Annotated in this window: 20 protein-coding genes; 9 read left to right on the top strand and 11 right to left on the bottom strand. The window is 60.3% G+C overall.

Annotated elements, in window-relative coordinates; genetic code table 11:
* Window positions 1-264 precede the first annotated feature (264 nt).
* Window positions 265-921 carry a thiopurine S-methyltransferase gene (locus BUE92_RS10070; protein WP_073523452.1) on the bottom strand — a complete coding sequence of 219 codons (657 nt, stop codon included), beginning with the start codon at window positions 919-921 and terminating at the stop codon, window positions 265-267.
* 103 nt (window positions 922-1,024) lie between these two features.
* Between BUE92_RS10070 and BUE92_RS10065 the strand changes: the two genes are divergently transcribed.
* Window positions 1,025-1,792, top strand: a complete 768-nt coding sequence (locus BUE92_RS10065; RefSeq protein ID WP_073523451.1) for a DODA-type extradiol aromatic ring-opening family dioxygenase — start codon at window positions 1,025-1,027, stop codon at window positions 1,790-1,792.
* 596 nt (window positions 1,793-2,388) lie between these two features.
* Here the strand turns inward: BUE92_RS10065 and BUE92_RS10055 are convergent.
* Window positions 2,389-4,062 carry a DEAD/DEAH box helicase gene (locus tag BUE92_RS10055; RefSeq protein WP_014717677.1) on the bottom strand — a complete coding sequence of 558 codons (1,674 nt, stop codon included), beginning with the start codon at window positions 4,060-4,062 and terminating at the stop codon, window positions 2,389-2,391.
* A 423-nt stretch (window positions 4,063-4,485) separates the two neighbouring features.
* Between BUE92_RS10055 and BUE92_RS10050 the strand changes: the two genes are divergently transcribed.
* Window positions 4,486-5,277 (top strand): crotonase/enoyl-CoA hydratase family protein, encoded by a 792-nt coding sequence (locus BUE92_RS10050; RefSeq protein WP_073523450.1) that lies wholly within the window; start codon window positions 4,486-4,488, stop codon window positions 5,275-5,277.
* A gap of 133 nt (window positions 5,278-5,410) precedes the next feature.
* On the opposite strand, the gene BUE92_RS10045 is transcribed toward BUE92_RS10050, so the two are convergent.
* Window positions 5,411-6,166 (bottom strand): spermidine synthase, encoded by a 756-nt coding sequence (locus BUE92_RS10045; protein ID WP_073523449.1) that lies wholly within the window; start codon window positions 6,164-6,166, stop codon window positions 5,411-5,413.
* Between the two features lie 124 nt (window positions 6,167-6,290).
* On the opposite strand from BUE92_RS10045, the gene BUE92_RS10040 reads away from it, so the two are divergent.
* Window positions 6,291-7,637, top strand: a complete 1,347-nt coding sequence (locus BUE92_RS10040) for a class II 3-deoxy-7-phosphoheptulonate synthase (RefSeq protein WP_073523448.1) — start codon at window positions 6,291-6,293, stop codon at window positions 7,635-7,637.
* 152 nt (window positions 7,638-7,789) lie between these two features.
* Here the strand turns inward: BUE92_RS10040 and BUE92_RS10030 are convergent, their stop codons facing one another.
* Together BUE92_RS10030 and BUE92_RS10025 are read right to left on the bottom strand one after the other, a co-directional pair.
* Complete coding sequence (locus BUE92_RS10030) at window positions 7,790-9,010, bottom strand: winged helix-turn-helix domain-containing protein (RefSeq protein ID WP_073523445.1); 1,221 nt, start codon at window positions 9,008-9,010, stop codon at window positions 7,790-7,792.
* 45 nt (window positions 9,011-9,055) lie between these two features.
* Window positions 9,056-9,262 (bottom strand): DUF1127 domain-containing protein, encoded by a 207-nt coding sequence (locus BUE92_RS10025; RefSeq protein ID WP_073523443.1) that lies wholly within the window; start codon window positions 9,260-9,262, stop codon window positions 9,056-9,058.
* Between the two features lie 70 nt (window positions 9,263-9,332).
* On the opposite strand from BUE92_RS10025, the gene BUE92_RS10020 reads away from it, so the two are divergent.
* On the top strand, window positions 9,333-10,214 hold the full coding sequence (locus tag BUE92_RS10020) for a LysR family transcriptional regulator (RefSeq protein WP_073523442.1): 882 nt from the start codon (window positions 9,333-9,335) through the stop codon (window positions 10,212-10,214).
* On the opposite strand, the gene BUE92_RS10015 is transcribed toward BUE92_RS10020, so the two are convergent.
* Window positions 10,204-10,953, bottom strand: coding sequence for a sulfite exporter TauE/SafE family protein (locus BUE92_RS10015; protein WP_034127144.1), 750 nt, complete (start codon window positions 10,951-10,953; stop codon window positions 10,204-10,206). The genes BUE92_RS10020 and BUE92_RS10015 overlap by 11 nt on opposite strands.
* Before the next feature lie 108 nt (window positions 10,954-11,061).
* Between BUE92_RS10015 and BUE92_RS10010 the strand changes: the two genes are divergently transcribed.
* From BUE92_RS10010 to BUE92_RS10000, 3 genes are all read left to right on the top strand, one after another.
* Entirely contained in the window at window positions 11,062-12,012 is a 951-nt protein-coding gene (locus BUE92_RS10010) for a LysR family transcriptional regulator (protein WP_073523441.1), read from the top strand.
* A gap of 81 nt (window positions 12,013-12,093) precedes the next feature.
* Window positions 12,094-12,546, top strand: a complete 453-nt coding sequence (locus BUE92_RS10005; RefSeq protein ID WP_073523440.1) for a MarR family winged helix-turn-helix transcriptional regulator — start codon at window positions 12,094-12,096, stop codon at window positions 12,544-12,546.
* Window positions 12,547-12,800: 254 nt separating this feature from the next.
* On the top strand, window positions 12,801-13,220 hold the full coding sequence (locus tag BUE92_RS10000) for an organic hydroperoxide resistance protein (protein WP_010176159.1): 420 nt from the start codon (window positions 12,801-12,803) through the stop codon (window positions 13,218-13,220).
* A 66-nt stretch (window positions 13,221-13,286) separates the two neighbouring features.
* Here the strand turns inward: BUE92_RS10000 and BUE92_RS09995 are convergent, their stop codons facing one another.
* On the bottom strand, window positions 13,287-13,859 hold the full coding sequence (locus tag BUE92_RS09995; protein WP_003172723.1) for an elongation factor P: 573 nt from the start codon (window positions 13,857-13,859) through the stop codon (window positions 13,287-13,289).
* A 49-nt stretch (window positions 13,860-13,908) separates the two neighbouring features.
* Window positions 13,909-15,042, bottom strand: a complete 1,134-nt coding sequence (gene earP, locus BUE92_RS09990) for an elongation factor P maturation arginine rhamnosyltransferase EarP (RefSeq protein ID WP_073523439.1) — start codon at window positions 15,040-15,042, stop codon at window positions 13,909-13,911.
* A 132-nt stretch (window positions 15,043-15,174) separates the two neighbouring features.
* Between earP and BUE92_RS09985 the strand changes: the two genes are divergently transcribed.
* Together BUE92_RS09985 and BUE92_RS09980 are read left to right on the top strand one after the other, a co-directional pair.
* Window positions 15,175-15,543 carry a hypothetical protein gene (locus BUE92_RS09985; RefSeq protein ID WP_073523438.1) on the top strand — a complete coding sequence of 123 codons (369 nt, stop codon included), beginning with the start codon at window positions 15,175-15,177 and terminating at the stop codon, window positions 15,541-15,543.
* A 14-nt stretch (window positions 15,544-15,557) separates the two neighbouring features.
* Window positions 15,558-16,040 (top strand): GreA/GreB family elongation factor, encoded by a 483-nt coding sequence (locus BUE92_RS09980; RefSeq protein WP_073523437.1) that lies wholly within the window; start codon window positions 15,558-15,560, stop codon window positions 16,038-16,040.
* Between the two features lie 126 nt (window positions 16,041-16,166).
* On the opposite strand, the gene cysB is transcribed toward BUE92_RS09980, so the two are convergent.
* The 3 genes from cysB to BUE92_RS09965 form a co-directional block, all read right to left on the bottom strand.
* Window positions 16,167-17,141, bottom strand: a complete 975-nt coding sequence (cysB, locus tag BUE92_RS09975; protein WP_003189876.1) for an HTH-type transcriptional regulator CysB — start codon at window positions 17,139-17,141, stop codon at window positions 16,167-16,169.
* Between the two features lie 103 nt (window positions 17,142-17,244).
* Window positions 17,245-17,745 carry a universal stress protein gene (locus BUE92_RS09970; protein ID WP_034126733.1) on the bottom strand — a complete coding sequence of 167 codons (501 nt, stop codon included), beginning with the start codon at window positions 17,743-17,745 and terminating at the stop codon, window positions 17,245-17,247.
* Between the two features lie 48 nt (window positions 17,746-17,793).
* Window positions 17,794-18,711 carry a 5'-nucleotidase gene (locus BUE92_RS09965; RefSeq protein ID WP_034126732.1) on the bottom strand — a complete coding sequence of 306 codons (918 nt, stop codon included), beginning with the start codon at window positions 18,709-18,711 and terminating at the stop codon, window positions 17,794-17,796.
* Window positions 18,712-18,723 lie beyond the last annotated feature (12 nt).

Genomic DNA, 18,723 nt, shown 5'->3' with positions numbered 1-18,723 from the left:
GCGTGGTTCGACAGGCTGGGATTAGTACGTCTCTCATAACCTCAATCTCTCGAACCGCCCGGTGCGGACCCGCATGCCGGGTGGTGTGGCAGGGGAGCGGCCTGTGAAGGCCGCCCCCTATGCCGATGCCTGCTGATTTCACCGCTCTCTGTAGGAGCGAGCTTGCTCGCGAAAAACTCGCAGGCGCCGCGTTCATTTAGCAAGCACGCGTTATCGTTGACGTCTTTCGCGAGCAAGCTCGCTCCTACAAAAGGGAAAACCCTTTTAGCGCCTGGTCAGCCGATAAGCACGCTCTTCAAGGCGAGTAACACCGTCCTGCAGGAACTTTCCGCTCTCCCTCAGGATGTCCCGCTCCTCCAGCCGCTCCAACGCCCAATGCAGTGCAAATAGCACCTGCACTTCCTCGTCCGTGACAGCAAAGGGTGGGCCGGCCTTCTGCGCCTGGTCGTAATCGAGGGTAATCAGCAACCCCTGGCAGCCTGAGGGCAGCAAGGCATTCAGGTGCTCGGCGTATTGCGCGCGCATCAGCGGGGGCAATGCGATCAACGCGGCACGATCATATACGCCACGGCAACCGACCACCGCCTCAGCACCCAGGCTGAAGAAATCGCCACACCACAGTTCGACCTGGCCCGCCTGATAGACCTTGAAGGCGCCCTTCTGACTGACGCGCGGCACAAGCCCCTGCTCGCTGAAGAACGCCTCAACCGCCTGCTCCGATAGCTCCACGCCCATTACCGGGTGCCCCTGGCTCTCGAGCCATACCAAGTCCAGACTTTTGCCACACAACGGTACCAGCACCTTTGCCCCCTCGGGCACCCCCAGCACGGGCCAGTGCTGCTGCAAATGGGGATTAACCTCCTGCTGATGGAAACCGATCTGATTGCTCGCCCAGCGGTCCTGCCAAAATTCAGGCTGCATGAATCACTCCGAAAATTCGATCAAAAGGCGCTAAAACTTATATTAGATTTAGATTGATGATCTGATTGAAGATGGCTCCATCTTAACCCTCAGGACCCTGCTCATGCTCCCCAGCCTGTTTATCTCCCACGGCTCGCCCATCCTGGCCTTGCAACCCGGCGCCAGCGGCCCTGCGCTGCAGCGCCTGGCTGCCGAGCTGCCACGGCCCAAAGCCATTGTGGTGGTGTCGGCGCACTGGGAAAGCCCGGAACTGCTGGTCAGCGGCAGCCCTGCCCCCGAAACCTGGCACGACTTCGGCGGCTTTGCGCGCGAGCTGTTTGCGGTGCAATACCCCGCGCCGGGTGACCCGCAGCTGGCCGGTGAGATCGTCGAACTGCTGCACGCCGACGGACTGGCTGCACGTATTGACGAGCAACGCCCCTTCGACCACGGCACCTGGGTCCCACTGTCGCTGATGTACCCGGCAGCGGACATCCCGGTGGTACAAGTCTCCTTGCCCAGCCGCCTGGGCCCGGCTTTGCAGACTCGGGTCGGGCATGCACTCGCCAGCCTGCGCGAACAGGCTGTGCTGCTGATCGGCTCCGGCAGCATCACCCACAACCTGGGCGAACTGGATTGGCGCGCCGGGCCGGAGACGATCACACCGTGGGCCCGGGAATTTCGCGACTGGGTGGTCGACAGACTAACGGCCAATGACGACGACGCCTTGCATGACTATCGCCGCCAGGCGCCACATGCCGTGCGCAGCCATCCCAGCGATGAGCATTTACTGCCGCTGTACTTTGCGCGGGGTGCGGGCGCAGATTTCAGCGTCGCGCACCAAGGCTTCACACTGGGCGCCCTGGGCATGGATATCTATCGCTTTGACTGACGCCGTCATACCTTAGAAGCTGGCTTGCTGCAATAGCAGCCGACGGTAACCACGATGCGAAGCGAGCCGCTCTTGATCTTGACCTGCTTGTGATCTTGATCTGGCTTTTGATCTTAGGCGCCCCGTTAAACCACGCTGGCCGAACGCAGGCTTGAATTCGTGGGTAACCCGGCAGGACGCCGGGTTAGCCGCCTCGCGCCATGGATGGCGCGTGGCGGCGGCCCACGGATTCAAGCCTGCGTTCGGGCACACCGAGCCCAAGCGAGGTGCCGAGTGGTGGGGCAAGAGCGTTTTGCTTACTTTGCCGCTTTTGCAAAGTGAGCCGCCGTCAGGGCGGAACCCTAAGTGGCCGTTACCTAAATAACGGATATGTACTCAATCTGATCCCACATCCCGGTCGGCTGTCAGGCCGTCTTCGCAGGCAAGCCAGCTCCCACATTTGGATCGCGGGGCATCAGTTAGATCAGCATCTACCATCAGGTCGTCACGGGAGCCAGCTCCCATAGTTGATCGCGTCGGAGACTAAACATGAGGCAAAAAAAATCCCCGAACCAGTCGGGGATTTTTTATGTGCGATCAATCAGCCCAAGGGCGGATCAATCTTCGCGGTAGCGACGCAGCTTGAGCTGCTTACCGGCAACGCGAGTGTCTTTCAGCTTGGCCAGCAGTTTTTCCAGGCCGTCTTCCGGCAGCTCCACCAGGGAGAAGCTGTCACGCACCTGGATGCGACCGATGGCTTCACGTGCCAGGCCACCCTCGTTGAGGATAGCGCCCAGCAGGTTCTTGGCCGCGATACCGTCACGCGCACCCAGCGCGGTACGGCAACGAGCACGGCCTTCAGCCAATGGCACTGGAGCACGACGCTCGCGGTCGCCACGGTCTGGACGGTCACCGGAACGCTCTGGACGATCACCGCGTGGCGCGCTGTTCGGAACCAGTGGGCGTTCTTTTTCGATGGCTGCCAGGGTCAGGGCCTGACCATTGGTAGCTTTGCGCAGCAGGGCTGCAGCCAGGGCACGTGGGGTGCAACCGATATCGGCGGTCAGGCGGTCCAGCAGGTCGCCGTGGGTCGATTCAGCGTCAGCCACCAGTGGCGCCAGGCTGTTGGTCAGTTTCTTGATGCGCGCATCGAGAACGGCCTGGGCATCCGGCAGGCGGACTTCGGCAACTTTCTGGCCGGTAACACGCTCGATCACTTGCAGCATGCGGCGCTCACGTGGAGTCACCAGCAGCAATGCACGACCTTCGCGACCGGCACGGCCAGTACGGCCGATACGGTGAACGTAGGACTCTGGATCGTAAGGCATGTCAACGTTGAACACGTGGGTGATACGTGGAACGTCGAGGCCACGGGCGGCAACGTCGGTCGCCACAACGATGTCCAGACGGCCATCCTTGAGGGAGTCGATCACGCGCTCGCGCTGGTTCTGGGCAATGTCACCGTTCAGCGCAGCGGCTTTGTAGCCTTTGGCTTCCAGGGCGCTGGCCAGGTCCAGGGTCGCTTGCTTGGTGCGCACGAACATGATCAGGGCGTCGAAGTCTTCGACTTCCAGCAGGCTCAATACAGCCGAGGTCTTCTGGTCAGCGTGAACCAACAGGTGAGCCTGTTCGATCGCGGTAACGGTCTGGGTCTTGGTCTGGATCTTCACGTGCTCCGGATCGCGCAGGTGGCGTTCGGCAATGGCACGGATGGACTGCGGCAGGGTAGCCGAGAACAGTACGGTCTGACGGGTCGCTGGCAGTGCCTTGAAGATGACTTCCAGGTCATCCATGAAGCCCAGCTTCAACATTTCGTCAGCTTCGTCCAGAACCAGGTGGTTCACGGTCGACAGGACTTTTTCGTCACGACGCAGGTGGTCGCACAGACGGCCCGGAGTGGCGACAACGATCTGTGCGCCATTGCGGATAGCCTTCAGTTGTGGGCCCATAGGCGCGCCGCCGTAAACGGCCACAACAGTTACACCCGGCATTTGCTTGGCGTAGGTTTCAAAGGCGGTTGCTACTTGCAGCGCCAACTCACGGGTTGGCGCCAGGATCAGGGCTTGCGGCTCGCGCTTGGCAGGATCGATGCAGTGCAGAATAGGCAGGGCGAACGCGGCGGTTTTACCGGTACCGGTTTGCGCCTGGCCAATCATGTCCTTACCGGCCATGATGATCGGGATCGATTGCTGCTGAATCGCCGAAGGTTCTTCGTAGCCGGTCGCTGCGACGGCTGCAAGAATATTCGGGTTAAGATTAAAAGCGGCGAAGCCGCCGGTTTCCTGGGTCATGGGTCTGCCTCTAAGTGCATCCGCAAAGACCCATGCTCCAAAGCTGCGCATGCCGTGTTGAGACTCAAGAGTCGCCCTGGCTGCTTTGTCGGCGGGGATTTGCGAAAACGAATGAATGAAAAAGATTCGTCAAGGAAGAGTCCGCTGTGCGGACGTGCAGCCGAAGCTGACTTCGGGGAATTGCGCTACCTAAACGCGGCCCGGTTAAAGGCCGGCGCGCACTATACCGGAAATAGCTGAAAAAGGGAGCTTTTTTTATCGCCAGGCACCGATAAACCGCACTGCGTCACGCGCTTTGCAGATCTGTGCGCCAGGGTCTATTTTTCAAAGGCCCGGCCCTGTTGGTCATCGAGCTTAAACGGTTCACCCACCCATTGAGACCCTTTGGTCTGAAACCTTACATGCGCCCCGAGGGCACACACGATGAATCAAGCCAGCAGTAGCCGTGTCAGCCGCACACTTGAGGGCCATGTTCTGTTGCTGGGCCTGGACCGCGTGGCCAAGCGCAACGCCTTTGACCTGGATCTGCTCAATGAACTGAGCCTGGCCTATGGCGAATTTGATCGAAACGATGACGCACGGGTGGCCGTGGTGTTTGCTCATGGGGATCACTTCACCGCAGGGCTGGACCTGGCCAATGTCAGCGGCGTAATGGCCGGCGGCTGGCAATCGCCGCTGGGAGGGTGCGACCCGTGGGGGGTCTTTGCCGGCCCGCGCGTGAGCAAGCCGGTAATTGTCGCCGCCCAGGGTTACTGCCTGACCATTGGTATCGAGTTGATGCTGGCGGCGGATATCAATCTCTGCGCCAGCAATACCCGCTTTGCACAGATGGAGGTGCAACGCGGCATCTTTCCGTTTGGCGGCGCGACATTGCGCTTTCATCAGATTGCCGGCTGGGGCAATGCGATGCGCTGGCTGCTCACCGGCGACGAATTCGACGCCCATGAGGCCTTGCGCCTGGGGTTGGTGCAGGAAGTAATGGCCAGTGAGGACCTGTTGCCCCGCGCCATTGAATTGGCCAACCGCATTGCGCGCCAGGCGCCGCTGGGTGTGCAGGCCACGTTGATGTCGGCGCGGCTGGCGCGTATGGAGGGTGAGGCCGTCGCAGCCGCCGCGCTGCCGCCCATGGTGGATAAACTGCTCAACAGTGAGGATGCCAAGGAGGGTGTTCGGGCGATGGTCGAGAAGCGGCCCGGGGTGTTCAAGGGGATTTGAACAAGCTGAATTAGCCGTCGGCAGTGAGGGCCTCTTCGCGGGCAAGCCCGCTCCCACAGTTGAATTGCATTCTCTGTTGAAATGCAATCCCCTGTGGGAGCGGGCTTGCCCGCGAAAGCGTCCGAACTGGCAATTAAGTAGCCGGCCGAATCGCCTTGATCAACGGCTGCAACGAATACCCCAATCGCGGCGCCAAGGCTTCGGCGCGGGCTGACAGCGCATCCAGGTCCAGCACCTGATCCAGCTCCGAAGGCACCAATAGAATCACATTGCCCTCCTTCACCGGCAGCTCCCAGTAATGCCGGTGGTACAACCCACGCAGCAACGCCGCCCCCAATGGTTTGCCGTCATCGGTGGCCCACTGGTTGATCACCAGCCAGCCGCCGGGGTTGAGCTTCTTCTGACAGTTTTCCAGGAAGGTCCAGGCCAGATGCCCCACGCCCGGGCCGACATCGGTGTAGAGGTCGACGAAAATCAGATCGGCCGATTCAGCACTGTCGAGCAATTGCAGCGCGTCACCAACGCGGATGTACAAGCGCGGATCGTCATCCAGCCCCAGATATTCAATCGCCAGGCGCGGCACATCGGGGCGCAGCTCAATGGCTTCGACATCTTCCAGCGCCAGGAACTTGAGACATGCCTGGGTCAGCGTGCCCGCGCCCAGGCCGAGGAACAACGCACTTTCCGGCTGTTCATGGCACAACGCGCCGATCAGCATCGCGCGGGTGTAGTCGTACTCCAGCCAGCTCGGGTCAGCGGTGAACACACAGCTTTGCTCGATGGCGTCGCCAAATTCAAGAAAGCGGTAATCAGCCACTTCAAGCACACGGATCATGCCGAATTCATCATGGACTTCGGCCAGCAGGCGCTCGACACGCTCCTCGCTCATCACTACTCCTAAAGGGTTTTACCGCACGACAAAGGCGCGATTGTCGGCCAAGCGGCAACCACAGGTCACGCACTAATTGCTGCTAACATTGACGGCCTAACATCCACCTGCAAACGAGTTCATGATGAGCCACCCCTGGAGTCCCGATAGCTGGCGAGCCCTGCCGATCCAGCAGCAACCCCGATACCCGGACGCCGCGCACTTGGAGCAAGTGGAGCAGAGCCTGGCGAGCTACCCGCCCCTGGTGTTTGCCGGCGAAGCCCGCGAATTGCGTCGTCAGTTTGCCGAAGTGACCCAGGGTCGTGCCTTCCTGCTGCAAGGTGGCGATTGCGCCGAGAGCTTTGCCGAGTTTTCCGCCGCGAAGATCCGCGACACCTTCAAGGTGCTGCTGCAGATGGCCATTGTCATGACCTTCGCCGCCGGTTGCCCGGTGGTGAAAGTCGGGCGCATGGCCGGCCAGTTCGCCAAGCCACGTTCGGCCAACGATGAAACCATCGACGGCATCACCCTGCCCGCCTACCGTGGCGATATCGTCAACGGCATCGGCTTCGACGAAAAAAGCCGCGTGCCAGACCCGGACCGCCTGTTGCAGTCCTACCACCAGTCCACCGCCACCCTCAACCTGCTGCGCGCCTTTGCCCAGGGCGGTTTTGCCGACCTGCACCAAGTGCACAAGTGGAACCTGGATTTCATCGCCAATTCCGCCCTCGCCGAAAAGTACAGCCAACTGGCCGACCGCATCGACGAAACCCTGGCCTTCATGCGCGCCTGTGGCATGGACAGCTCGCCGCAATTGCGCGAAACCAGCTTCTTCACCGCCCACGAAGCGTTGCTGCTCAACTATGAACAAGCCTTCGTACGCCGCGATAGCCTGACCAACGATTACTACGACTGCTCGGCGCATATGCTGTGGATCGGCGACCGTACCCGTCAGTTGGACGGCGCCCATGTCGAGTTCCTGCGCGGGGTGAACAACCCGATCGGCGTGAAAGTCGGGCCGAGCATGAGCCCGGACGACCTGATCCGCCTGATCGACATCCTCAACCCGGATAACGACCCTGGCCGCCTCAACCTCATTGCCCGTATGGGTGCAGGCAAGGTCGGCGACCATTTGCCCAACCTGATCCGTGCCGTGCAGCGCGAGGGCAAGCAAGTGCTGTGGAGCTGCGATCCGATGCACGGCAATACCATCAAGGCCAGCAGCGGCTACAAGACCCGCGACTTTGCGCAGATCCTTGGCGAAGTGAAGGATTTCTTCCAGGTGCACCATGCAGAAGGCAGCTACGCCGGCGGGATCCATATCGAGATGACCGGGCAGAACGTCACCGAATGCATCGGCGGCGCACGGCCGATCACCGAGGATGGCCTGTCAGACCGCTATCACACCCATTGCGACCCACGGATGAATGCCGATCAGTCGCTGGAGTTGGCGTTCCTGATTGCCGAGACCTTGAAACAGGTAAAGCGCTGATGTTTTATCCACCGGGATAACGCCTTCAAGGCTTTTTGTAGGAGCGAGCTTGCTCGCGAAAAAATCACAGGCACCGCGTTTATTCAGGAAGCACGCGGTATCGTTGACGTTTTTCGCGAGCAAGCTCGCTCCTACAGGTGGCGATGGCTGGTTTAATCCCGGTTCAGCATCGCCGCCCTTAATCGGGCAGCACTGGGCCGCTGGCAATTGAGCTGGATCTGTTCCAGCCCTAGCCAGTCGGCCATCTTTCGCAGGTTCAAGGCCAGCGCCAACATACCTTCCTCATCCAGCCCAGGTTCTTCCTCGTGCACGGCATGCACGGCCAGGCGCCCATGGGCACGCTCGGCCCGCAGGTCGACGCGTGCAGCAATGCGTTCGTTGTGGAGAAACGGCAGGACGTAATAGCCATACACGCGTCTTTCTTGCGGAGTGTAGATCTCCAGGCGATAGCGAAAGTCGAACAAGCGCTCGGTACGGCTGCGCTCCCATATCAGCGAATCGAACGGCGACAACAATGCACTGGCCGGCACGTTGCGCGGCAGTTTGGGCGCCGCCAGGCAATACGCTGGTTGTTTCCAGCCCCGCACCTGGCACGCCAGCAGTTGCCCATCCTCGACCAGCTCGGCCAAGCGGTTGCGGCTGTCGGAGGGGTCGAGTCGAAAGTAATCGCGCAGGTCTTTTTCGGTGGCGACGCCCAACGCCGTCGCACTGTGCAACAGCAAGCCGCGCTGCGCTTGACCCTCACTCATGGAGACCTTGAGCACCTCGGCGGGAATAACGCGCTCGGGCAAATCGTAGAGCCGCTCAAACCCGCGACGACCGGCAACCGTCACCAAGCCTGCGGCAAACAGCCATTCCAACGCGTGCTTTTCATCACTCCAGTCCCACCAGGGCCCGGCACGTTCCTCGCGGGTCGACAAGCTACCCGCCCCCAAGGCGCCCTGCTCTTCGACGGTGCGCAACACGCGCTGGATCGTCGCCTGCTGCTCACGGCCAAAACGTGCCATCTGCGAATAGATCCCCTGCCCTTGCCGGGCGCGCTCCATGCGCCAACCCATCAACGGGTACAGCGCCAAGGGCAGCAGCGACGCCTCATGCCCCCAGTATTCAAACAGAGAACGCCGCCGCCCCAGGCTCCAGGCCGCCTGCTCAAGAATGGATGGGGAATAAGAACCAAGGCGGGAAAACACGGGCAGGTAGTGGGAACGCACCAGCGCATTGACCGAGTCGATCTGTAAAACGCCCAGGCGCTCGATCAAGCGGTTGAGGTGCGTGGCCTTTATCTGTGCAGGCGCCAGGCGCCCGGAAAACCCCTGGGCAGCCAGCGCCATGCGTCGAGCTTGCTTGAGTGAAAAACACAGGTCGGCGGGCATGGCAATCTCCATAGAGGCTCGCCCCCTACCCTACTGCATCCGGGCTTATTTTCGCAGCGGGTCTTCCCAGAAATGCCGATGGCTTTCCTGCGCGACGTCGGCGCGATTGAGCCCAATGTCCTTGAGTGCGTCATCGCTCAGGGTCGCCAGCATCTGCCGCTCCTGACGTAACAGCTGCCAACGCGCGAATGTGTGGAACAACCCGGCAAACGGCCATTTATCCGTCGATATGAAACCTTTTTGGCCTTTCATCTTCTCGCCCTCCAGTGGGGATGACGACAGTGTGTGCCTGGGATTATGATCAATCCAACGAATGTTTCTTATGCAATACATCTCGGAGATTGATCAATTGTCCGCCTATCCCAGCATCGACACAGACGTGCTGCGCACTTTCGTCGCCATTGCCGACCAAGGCGGTTTCACCCGCGCCGGCGAGCAGGTCAACCGCACTCAATCGGCGGTGAGCATGCAGATGAAGCGCCTGGAAGAGGACGTGTTGCAACGCAAACTGTTCGAGCGCGATGGCCGGCAGGTACGGCTAACGCCCGAAGGCCAGGTGCTGCTGGGTTATGCGCGGCGCATCCTGAAACTGCACAGCGAGGTGTTCAATACCCTGCGCGAGCCGCATATGGTGGGGTTGGTGCGTATCGGCACGCCGGATGACTACGTGATGCGCTTTCTGCCAGGGATCCTGAAACAGTTCTCCAAAGCCTACCCACTGATTCAGATCGAAATGCACTGCGAAGCATCGACCGTATTGATGCAGCGGCGGGACCTGGCGTTGACCGTGATCAGCCGCGAGCCCGGCAATGATCTGGGTGAGTTATTGCGCACTGAACGCATGGTGTGGGCAGCATCACCGTGTTTTTGTGTGGAGGAGCACGATGCCCTGCCCCTGGCGGTGTCCGGCGACGAGTGCCTGTATACCCATTGGGCACGTGCCGCATTGGACGCGGCCGGGCGAGATTATCGCCTGGCCTATCACAGCTCTAACGGAGCTGCGATCCTGGCGGTGGTGAGTGCGGGCCTGGCGGCGATGGTCAGCATGGAAAGCCTGGTCACCGACGACCTGCGAGTGCTCGGCAGCGACGAAGGCTTCCCGCCTTTGCCGTCGATGAACCTGCGCTTGCTGCGTAACCCGCAGATGACCTCGCCGATCACCGAATGCCTGGCAGAGTACATCGTCGAAGGCTTCAAACTTTAAAGGTGAGCATCACCGCGCACACCACCAGGAACCCGCAGAACAGGCCGCGCAACAGGCGTTCCGGCAAGGCATGGGCGACTTTCACGCCCCAGCTGATACTCAGCAGACCACCCACTGCGAGCGGCAGGCCGATCATCCAATCCACCTCGTGGTGCCAGGCATAGGTGACCAGGGTCACACCGGTACTGGGCAACGCCAAGGCAAGCGACAAGCCTTGGGCGACCACTTGAGTAGTGCCGAAGACACTGGTGAGTACCGGCGTGGCGACCACCGCGCCGCCGACCCCGAACAGCCCGCCCATGGAGCCGGACGCCGCGCCCAAGACGCCGAGCCAGGGCCATGAATAACGCATCTGCGTGGTCGGTGGCGCGTTGCGGGTGAACATGCGCAGCAGGTTATAGGCAGACAGCGCCACCAAGAACGCAATAAAACCGATGCGCATGGCGCCCGCATCCAGCCCCACCGCCCAGATCGATCCCAGCCAGGCAAAGCAAAAGCCGGTCACCCCCAGGGGTAAGGCGTGACGCAACTCGATGCGGTTACGCTGGTGATAGCGCCACAGGGCGAGCATCACATTCGGCACTACCATCACCAAAGCGGTGCCCTGGGCAATTTGCTGATCCAGCCCGAACAACACGCCGAGCACCGGGATAGCAATCAGCCCGCCGCCAATGCCAAACAGCCCACCCACGGTGCCCAACGCCGCACCCAATGCCAGGTACATCACTAAATCCCACACCGCTCGCTACTCCGCAATTCCAAGCTTGGCATGCTACGCAGTCGGCCCTGGCGCGGAAACGCACAGCAACGCACAATGGCTGTGCCAATCTCGCATAAGCGTCGAGCCATGAACCCCAACACCTTGACCGACCAACTGAGCCTGTTTCTGGATGTACTGGAAGCCGGCAGTTTTTCCGCCGCCGCGCGCCGCCATCCGCTGACGCCTTCAGCGGTGGCCCGGCGTATCGACAGCCTGGAAAGCTCAGTGGGCAGCCGTCTGTTCCAACGCAGCACCCATGCGGTGGTGCCCACCTCGGCGGGCCTGGCCTTTGCCGAGCGGGCACGACGTATTGTCAGCGAGTTGCAGCTGGCACGGGCCGAAGCGGTCTCGCTGAGCCATGCGCCGGAGGGGTTGATCCGGGTCGATGCGCCCGCAGCATTCGGCCGCCGACACCTGGCGCCGGTCATTGCGGACTTCTTGAGCCTGTATCCAGGACTGGATGTGCACCTGCACTTGATCGACAGCTTTGTCGATATGCAGGGCGCGCATCTGGGCAAGGTCGATCTGGTATTGCGCGCTGGGCATATTGTCGACACCCGGCTGGTCGCTACGCCGTTGGCGAGCATTGTGCGTATCGCCTGTGCCAGCCCCGCGTACCTGAAAAGCCGTGGCACGCCGGCCCACCCTCAAGAGCTTAGCGAACATGACGGCCTCGACTGGGACGGGCTGGCGCCAATGTTCGCCTGGCGCTTCGAACTGGACGGGCGCCGCACCACCTATCGCCCGCGACGCATCCGCATGAGTGCCAACAACGCCGAAGCCCTGCTTTCGGGTGCACTGGCCGGGCTGGGCATCGCTCACCTGCCGACCTGGCTGGCCAGTGAATACCTGGTGCGCGGCGAACTGTTGCCGCTGTTTTGTGAAGAGGGTTTGCCCAGCCCGGAAACCGCCGGCATTTACGCGCTGCGCCTGGAACAGCAGCCCAATGCGCGTAGCCGGTTGTTGCTCGAATACCTCAAATCCCGTTTCAGCCCGGTGCCACCCTGGGATCTGGCACTGCAAAGCGGCCTGGTCTGACGCCTAGGGCAACAATTATCTGGCGCATTAAAGATTTGCCCGCTAGATTCCAGCCCAGACATGCTTTTTCGAGACGCCACCATGAGCAAAAACCCTGATCCTTGCGAATCGCTGTTGCTGGACAACCAGCTGTGCTTCGCCCTGCACTCTACTTCATTGCTGATGACCAAGGTCTACAAGCCGCTGCTCCAAGCCATCGGCCTGACCTACCCGCAATACCTGGCCATGATGGTGCTGTGGGAAGAGGATGAATTGACCGTCAGCGAAATCAGCAGCCGCCTCCTGACGGACCCAGGCTCCATGACGCCACTGCTCAAGCGCCTGGAAGCCGAGGGCCTGCTCAGCCGTACCCGCAGCCGCGAAGATGAACGAGTGGTAGTCGTGGAACTGACCGACGCCGGGCGCGCCTTGCAGGAGAAGGCCAAGGATGTTCCGCAATGCATCCTGGGCGCCAGCGGGATGGCGCTGGAGCAATTGCGCAAGCTGCAAGGCGACCTGATCGCGTTGCGCGCCAATCTGCAAACCAGCATCTGACGCAACACACACCTAAAAAAAAGTGGGAGCTGGCTTGCCTGCGATTGCGGTACATCAGTCAACAATGCATTGACTGACACACCGTCATCGCAGGCAAGCCAGCTCCCACTTTTTGCTCTGCGGTGCCCTCAAATTTTCCAATCAGTCAAAAAACTGAAAAATTAACTTGCGCGCTAAAAGTTAGCGCTATACATTCGCCTCACCAACTACTTAGCGCGCAAATGTTTAGCGCTAAAAACCAAGAGGAACGCCCCATGCAAACGCTCTATACCGCAGTAGCCACCGCCACTGGCGGCCGTGATGGTCGCGCCGTTTCCAGCGACAATATCCTCGACGTCAAACTGTCGACTCCCAAGGAGTTGGGTGGCGCCGGCGGCCAAGCCACTAACCCCGAGCAATTGTTTGCTGCCGGCTACTCCGCCTGCTTTATCGGCGCACTGAAATTCGTTGCCAGCCAGACCAAACGCAAAATTCCGGATGACGCTTCGATCACCGCCCACGTTGGCATCGGCCAGATCCCTGGCGGCTTCGGCCTGGATATCGACCTGCATATCAGCCTGCCGGGCCTGGCCCAGGATGACGCGCAAAGCCTGGTCGACGCCGCGCACCAAGTCTGCCCGTACTCCAACGCCACCCGTGGCAACGTTGATGTGCGCTTGCATGTAACGGTCTGAAAAACAGACGCCCATGAAAAAGCCCGACTCAAGGTCGGGCTTTTTTTCGTATCGCCGGGGCCAGAATTACTTCTTGGCGCGACCTTTGTACGAACCACCTTCACGGGTGTCGATCTCGATCAGGTCGTCGATTTCGATGAAATCGGCCACTTGCAGTTCGGTACCGTTGCTCAGCTTGGCAGGCTTCATCACCTTGCCCGAAGTGTCGCCACGAGCGGAACCTTCGGTGTAGGCAACCTTACGCACGATGGTAGTCGGCAGCTCTACGGACACCAGGCGCTCTTCGAAGAAAATCGCTTCGCAGACGTCTTCCATGCCTTCTTCGATGAACGGCAGAACGGCTTCGATGTCTTCAGCGTTCAGCTCGTACATGGTGTAGTCGGTGGTGTCCATGAACGTGTAGGTGTCGCCGCTGATGAAGGACAGGGTCGCTTCTTTGCGGTCGAGGATTACGTCGTCCAGTTTGTCATCGGCGCTGTAGACGATCTCGGTCTTGTAACCGGTCAGCAGGTTCTTCAGCTTGGTCTTCATGATTGCGCTGTTACGACCAGACTTGGTGAACTCAGCTTTCTGAACCAGCCAAGGGTCGTTTTCGAGACGGATCACTGTACCGGGTTTCAGTTCTTTACCAGTTTTCATTGCGTATATCCGAAATTTGGATGGGATTGACAAAAATCAAGGTGGCGTATCATATCCAACTTTCATAAAACTGTACCAGCGCCGTCGCAAGATCGGCCTGCAAGCCTTGTTCCAGACACCACTTCTCAGCGTGCTGGGCGACCTCGGGCCAGTGTTCCAGCAGCATTTTCCAGGACTGAGCCATATCGCCATCAGCGTTCCAGGCTTGCCAAAGCGTGACGACGGCAGCCTTGGCGGCCGGTGAAAGTGCAGCAGTGTACAGTTCCAGGAAGGCATCGAGCTTGTCCAGGTGGATGTCTTCGTCCTGGCGGTAGATGTGCCATAGCATTGGCCTCCCCGCCCACTGGGCACGCACGAACGAGTCTTCGCCACGTACGGCGTTGAATTCGCAGCACCATAGCAATCGGTCATATTGCTCCTGACGCACGAATGCAATGACCTGAACGGTCAGCGCGCCGCGCACCTGAATGTCTCCCGCCGACAAACTGCTCACCCCCAGCCAGCGTTGCACATCCCCCAGAATGCGCCCTTCCGGCACCAGCAAGTGCGTCCTACGCCCATCGGCTGCCAGCACGTCCAGCCAGCCGGCCAAGCCATCATTCTCATAGGCAAACAGCGACATCAAACGCGCGCCGGCCGTCGGAGCAACGCCCAGGCTTTGCAGGAACTGTTGCTGCGCGGCGGCGTCCTGTTGAAACGCCTGGCGTCGCTCCAACAAGCCGGCTTCACGCAACAGGCCGCCGGTGCCAGGGCGAAACCCGGGGAAGAAAAAGTATTTCTGCACGCCTTTGTACTTCACCGAAGGCAAGCGATGACAACCCACCACCCAGTCTTCAGCGCTGAGGTAATCCAGATTCATCCACAATGGCGCACGTTCACACTCGGCCATGCGGTCCATGTACTCAGGCGGTAGCTGGCAAGCGAACGCAGCAATCACCACATCGGCCGGGTGCGCGCCTGGCCATTCGGCCGGCCAGTGACGCACTTCGACGCCCTCTTGCCATTGCTGGCCCACCTGCACATCAATGTCCGGGCACATGCGTTCGAAGGCCCGCAGGTCATCGACCCACAAGCGCACGTCACAGCCATGCTCCACCACCAACTGCCGGGCCAGGCGCCAGGTCACGCCGATGTCGCCGTAGTTGTCGACGACACTGCAAAAAATATCCCAGCGGGCTTTCATTCCGGGCTCCATCGATCAAAGGTTCGATTGTCCGCATAAATGCGTGGATGCAGAAGGCTTGATCGCGATTATTCTGCACGGAGGCTGTGCGACAATCACCGTCATGCCGTCATTGCCTGCCAGGAGGCCCTTATGTCTGACCGTCCGTTATCGCCGCTCAAACTCTGCATCGCGATTGCCGCAGGCGTGTGGCTAGGGTTTATCGCCATTGCGCTGACCACCTGGCTGGCGTCTCGCTACCTGTTCCCCCAGGGCCTGGCGCCGGTGGCACAGGCGGTTCAGCAATTGGGCAAACCGGCGATGGTTGAACCGCAGCCACCGAACCGTCTGTTCGAACAGTACCAACAGAACCTGCAAAAACAGGAACAACAACAGGCCCTGGACCAGGCCCGAAGCAACGCGCGTAACCTGTCCAACCCCAAATGCCAGTTCTGGCTGCAACAAGACCAGAACGCCCCCAATGAAAAGACGCGGGCCAATGTCCTGCAATTCTGCGATTGATGCCAAATACCGCCATGAATAAACACGCCGTGCTCCAGTTGATCCTGGAAAAGCTCACCGTCGACCTCGACATCGTCCAACGCGCCGCGCAGACCGCTTACGAAACCGCGACCCACGAAGAAAACATTGCCGAGAACAAATACGACACCCTCGGCCTGGAGGCTTCGTACCTGGCCACCGGGCAGGCCCGGCGAGTGGAGGAGATCAAGCAATCGCTGGTGCTGTGCCAGCAACTGCAGCTACGTGCATACGATGATCGACGCGGGATAGAGACAGGCACGCTAGTGGGCCTGGAAGACGAGGACGGTCGTCAGCAATGGCTGTTCCTGGCGCCGGATGCAGCGGGTTTGAAAGTGGATGTGGTCGGGCAACCGGTGACCGTCATCACGCCGCGCTCGCCCCTGGGCAAAAACCTCTTGGGCAAGCGCATCGATGAAGAGGTGGAGATTCTGGTGACCGGCGCTCGGCAGCACTTTACGGTTACCGAGGCCAGATAACCTGCAGCTTCCCTGTAGGAGCGAGCTTGCTCGCGAAGGAACGCAAGGGCGCCGCATACAACCTGGCACCTCGCGTTAACGTTGGCGATCTTCGCGAGCAAGCTCGCTCCTACAAGGTCATCGCGGTCAGTGGACGGGCAATTCAACGCCGTCGAACAACTCTTCCAGCTCTTGCTTGTTGTGGCACTGGATCGCCTTGGCCATCACTTCACGGGTCAGGTGCGGTGCGAACTTCTCGATGAAGTCGCACATGAAGCCGCGCAGGAAGGTACCGCGGCGGAAACCGATCTTGGTCACGCTGGACTCGAACAATTCGCTGGCATCCAGCACCACCAGGTCTTTGTCGAGGTTGGTGTCGACCGCCATCTTGGCGACGATCCCGACGCCCAGGCCCAGGCGAACATAGGTCTTGATCACGTCGGCATCGGCAGCGGTGAACACCACCTTGGGCGTGAGGCCGCGATGGCTGAACGCTTCGTCGAGCTTGGAACGGCCGGTAAAGCCGAACACGTAGGTCACGATCGGGTATTCAGCCAAGGCTTCCAGGGTCAGCTTCGGCAGCTTGGCCAAAGGGTGCCCCTGGGGCACAACCACGCAGCGGTTCCAACGGTAGCAGGGCATCATTACCAGGTCGCCGAACAATTCCAGGGCCTCGGTGGCGATGGCAAAATCGACGGTGCCGTCAGCGGCCATCTCGGCAATCTGCATCGGCGAACCCTGGTGCATGTGCAGGGCCACGTCCGGGTATTGCTTGATGAAATCACGGATCACCGGCGGCAATGCATAGCGCGCCTGGGTGTGAGTGGTGGCGATCGACAAGGTGCCTTTCTTCTCGTTGGAGAATTCCTGGGCGATCTGCTTGATGCTTTCGACTTTACGCAGGATCTCGCCGGCGGTGGTGATGATGCGCTCGCCAGCTGGAGTGACGCGGGTCAGGTGTTTGCCGCTGCGTGCGAAGACTTCGACGCCCAACTCGTCTTCGAGCAGGCGGATCTGCTTGCTGATACCAGGCTGCGAGGTATAGAGGCTTTGAGCGGTAGCGGAAACGTTGAGGTCGTGGTGCGCCACTTCCCAGATGTAGCGCAGTTGTTGAAGCTTCATATGAATCCCTCAAAGCAGATAGACGCCACGGGTATCAGCGACGATATATAACTATATTAAAGGTTTGACGGATAAATCTAGAACTTTTTATCGTTTTTACCGATCAACTATCGTCACTGCGCCGACGCTGCAGCGACGGCACCAGGTAAACCGGCACCGGCGACAACTGCAACACCCGTGCGGCGGTACGCCCAAGGGGGACGGCCACTCCGGTTGCCTGGCTATGACTGCCTACGACCAGCAAGTCGACGGACAGTTTTCGCAACTGGTCGAGAATCACCTCGCAAGGGTCCCCCTGGATAACCTTGACCGAGCGAATCCATTGCAGGTCCTGCTCCCCTTCCTCCCACTCCTCGCGAAAGCTGTCCAGCACGCGCTGTTCAATCGTCGCCATCACCGTGCTCAGCCCCTTGCTCTGCCATTCGCTCAAGGCGGTTTCATCAAGGTAGCTCTGCAACACCGATTCGGCGAACAAGCCAATGGGCTCGACCACGTGGATCACATACAGGTCAGCCTTGAACGTTCGCGCCAGCGCCACTGCATGTTGCATCACATAGGGTGCATACAGACCGAGGTCCGTGGCAAACAGCATCGAGCGAATCATAAAACCTCCTGGACTGCCAGGATGGCGGGAATTGAATGAGCTTAGCAGCTAGCTCTCGGTCTGGATTCTCAACTCATTGCTGATGCCATGGGGCACGTGCCCGGTGGCCACTACCTCCCTGGCTTTCTCGCAATGGCCGGCCTGGTCATCGAAAAACACATCGGCGGCAAAGGCTTCCAGAAACGCGGATTTTTCCAGGCCACCGAGGAACAGCGACTCGTCCAGGCGGATATCCCACTCGCGCAACGTGCGGATCACGCGTTCATGGGACGGTGCCGAACGTGCGGTGACCAACGCGGTACGGATCGGGCAGGCCTCATCGGCAAACTCACGTTGCAACAGGTTCAGTGCCGCCAGGAAGCCCTTGAACGGACCGCCGTGCAAAGGCTGGCGCGCCGACTCTCGCTCGCTGGCCTGGAAGGCTGCCAGCCCGCCGGCCTGGTAGACACGCTCGGACTCATCGGAGAACAGCACGGCATCGCCATCGAATGCGATGCGCAGCTCTTCGCTGGAAGCGCGGCGCGGGCCGCCGGACAAAATCGTCGCGGCCGCAAACCCGGCATCGAGGGCGCTGCGCACATCTTCAGCATGGGTGGAGAGAAACAGATGACAACCGAAGGCGGCCAAATAGGGATAGGGACTACGCCCGCCTACGAACGCGGCGCGGGAAATATCCAGGCCGTAATGCTGGATCGAGTTGAACACCCGCAGCCCGGTATCGGCACTGTTGCGCGACACCAACACCACCTCGACCCGCGCACGCCCCAGGCTGGCATTCAGGCTCAGCAGCTTCTTGACCAGCGGGAAGGCATCGCCAGGCTCGAGGGTTTCTTCCTCGTGCTCGATCTGGTATTTGCGGTAAGCCTCGACCCCTTCAGCCAGATAAACCTTGTGGCTGTCACTCAGGTCGAACAGCGCTCGTGAGGAAATCGCCAGCACCAGTTTGTCAGCTAATCCCTTCACCATGGTGGTTCCCCC

The organism is Pseudomonas fluorescens (assembly GCF_001902145.1).
Lineage (GTDB): Bacteria > Pseudomonadota > Gammaproteobacteria > Pseudomonadales > Pseudomonadaceae > Aquipseudomonas > Aquipseudomonas fluorescens_BV.
Note: the sequence above shows the minus strand (reverse complement) of the source record. Positions and strands in the feature narration are given on the sequence as shown.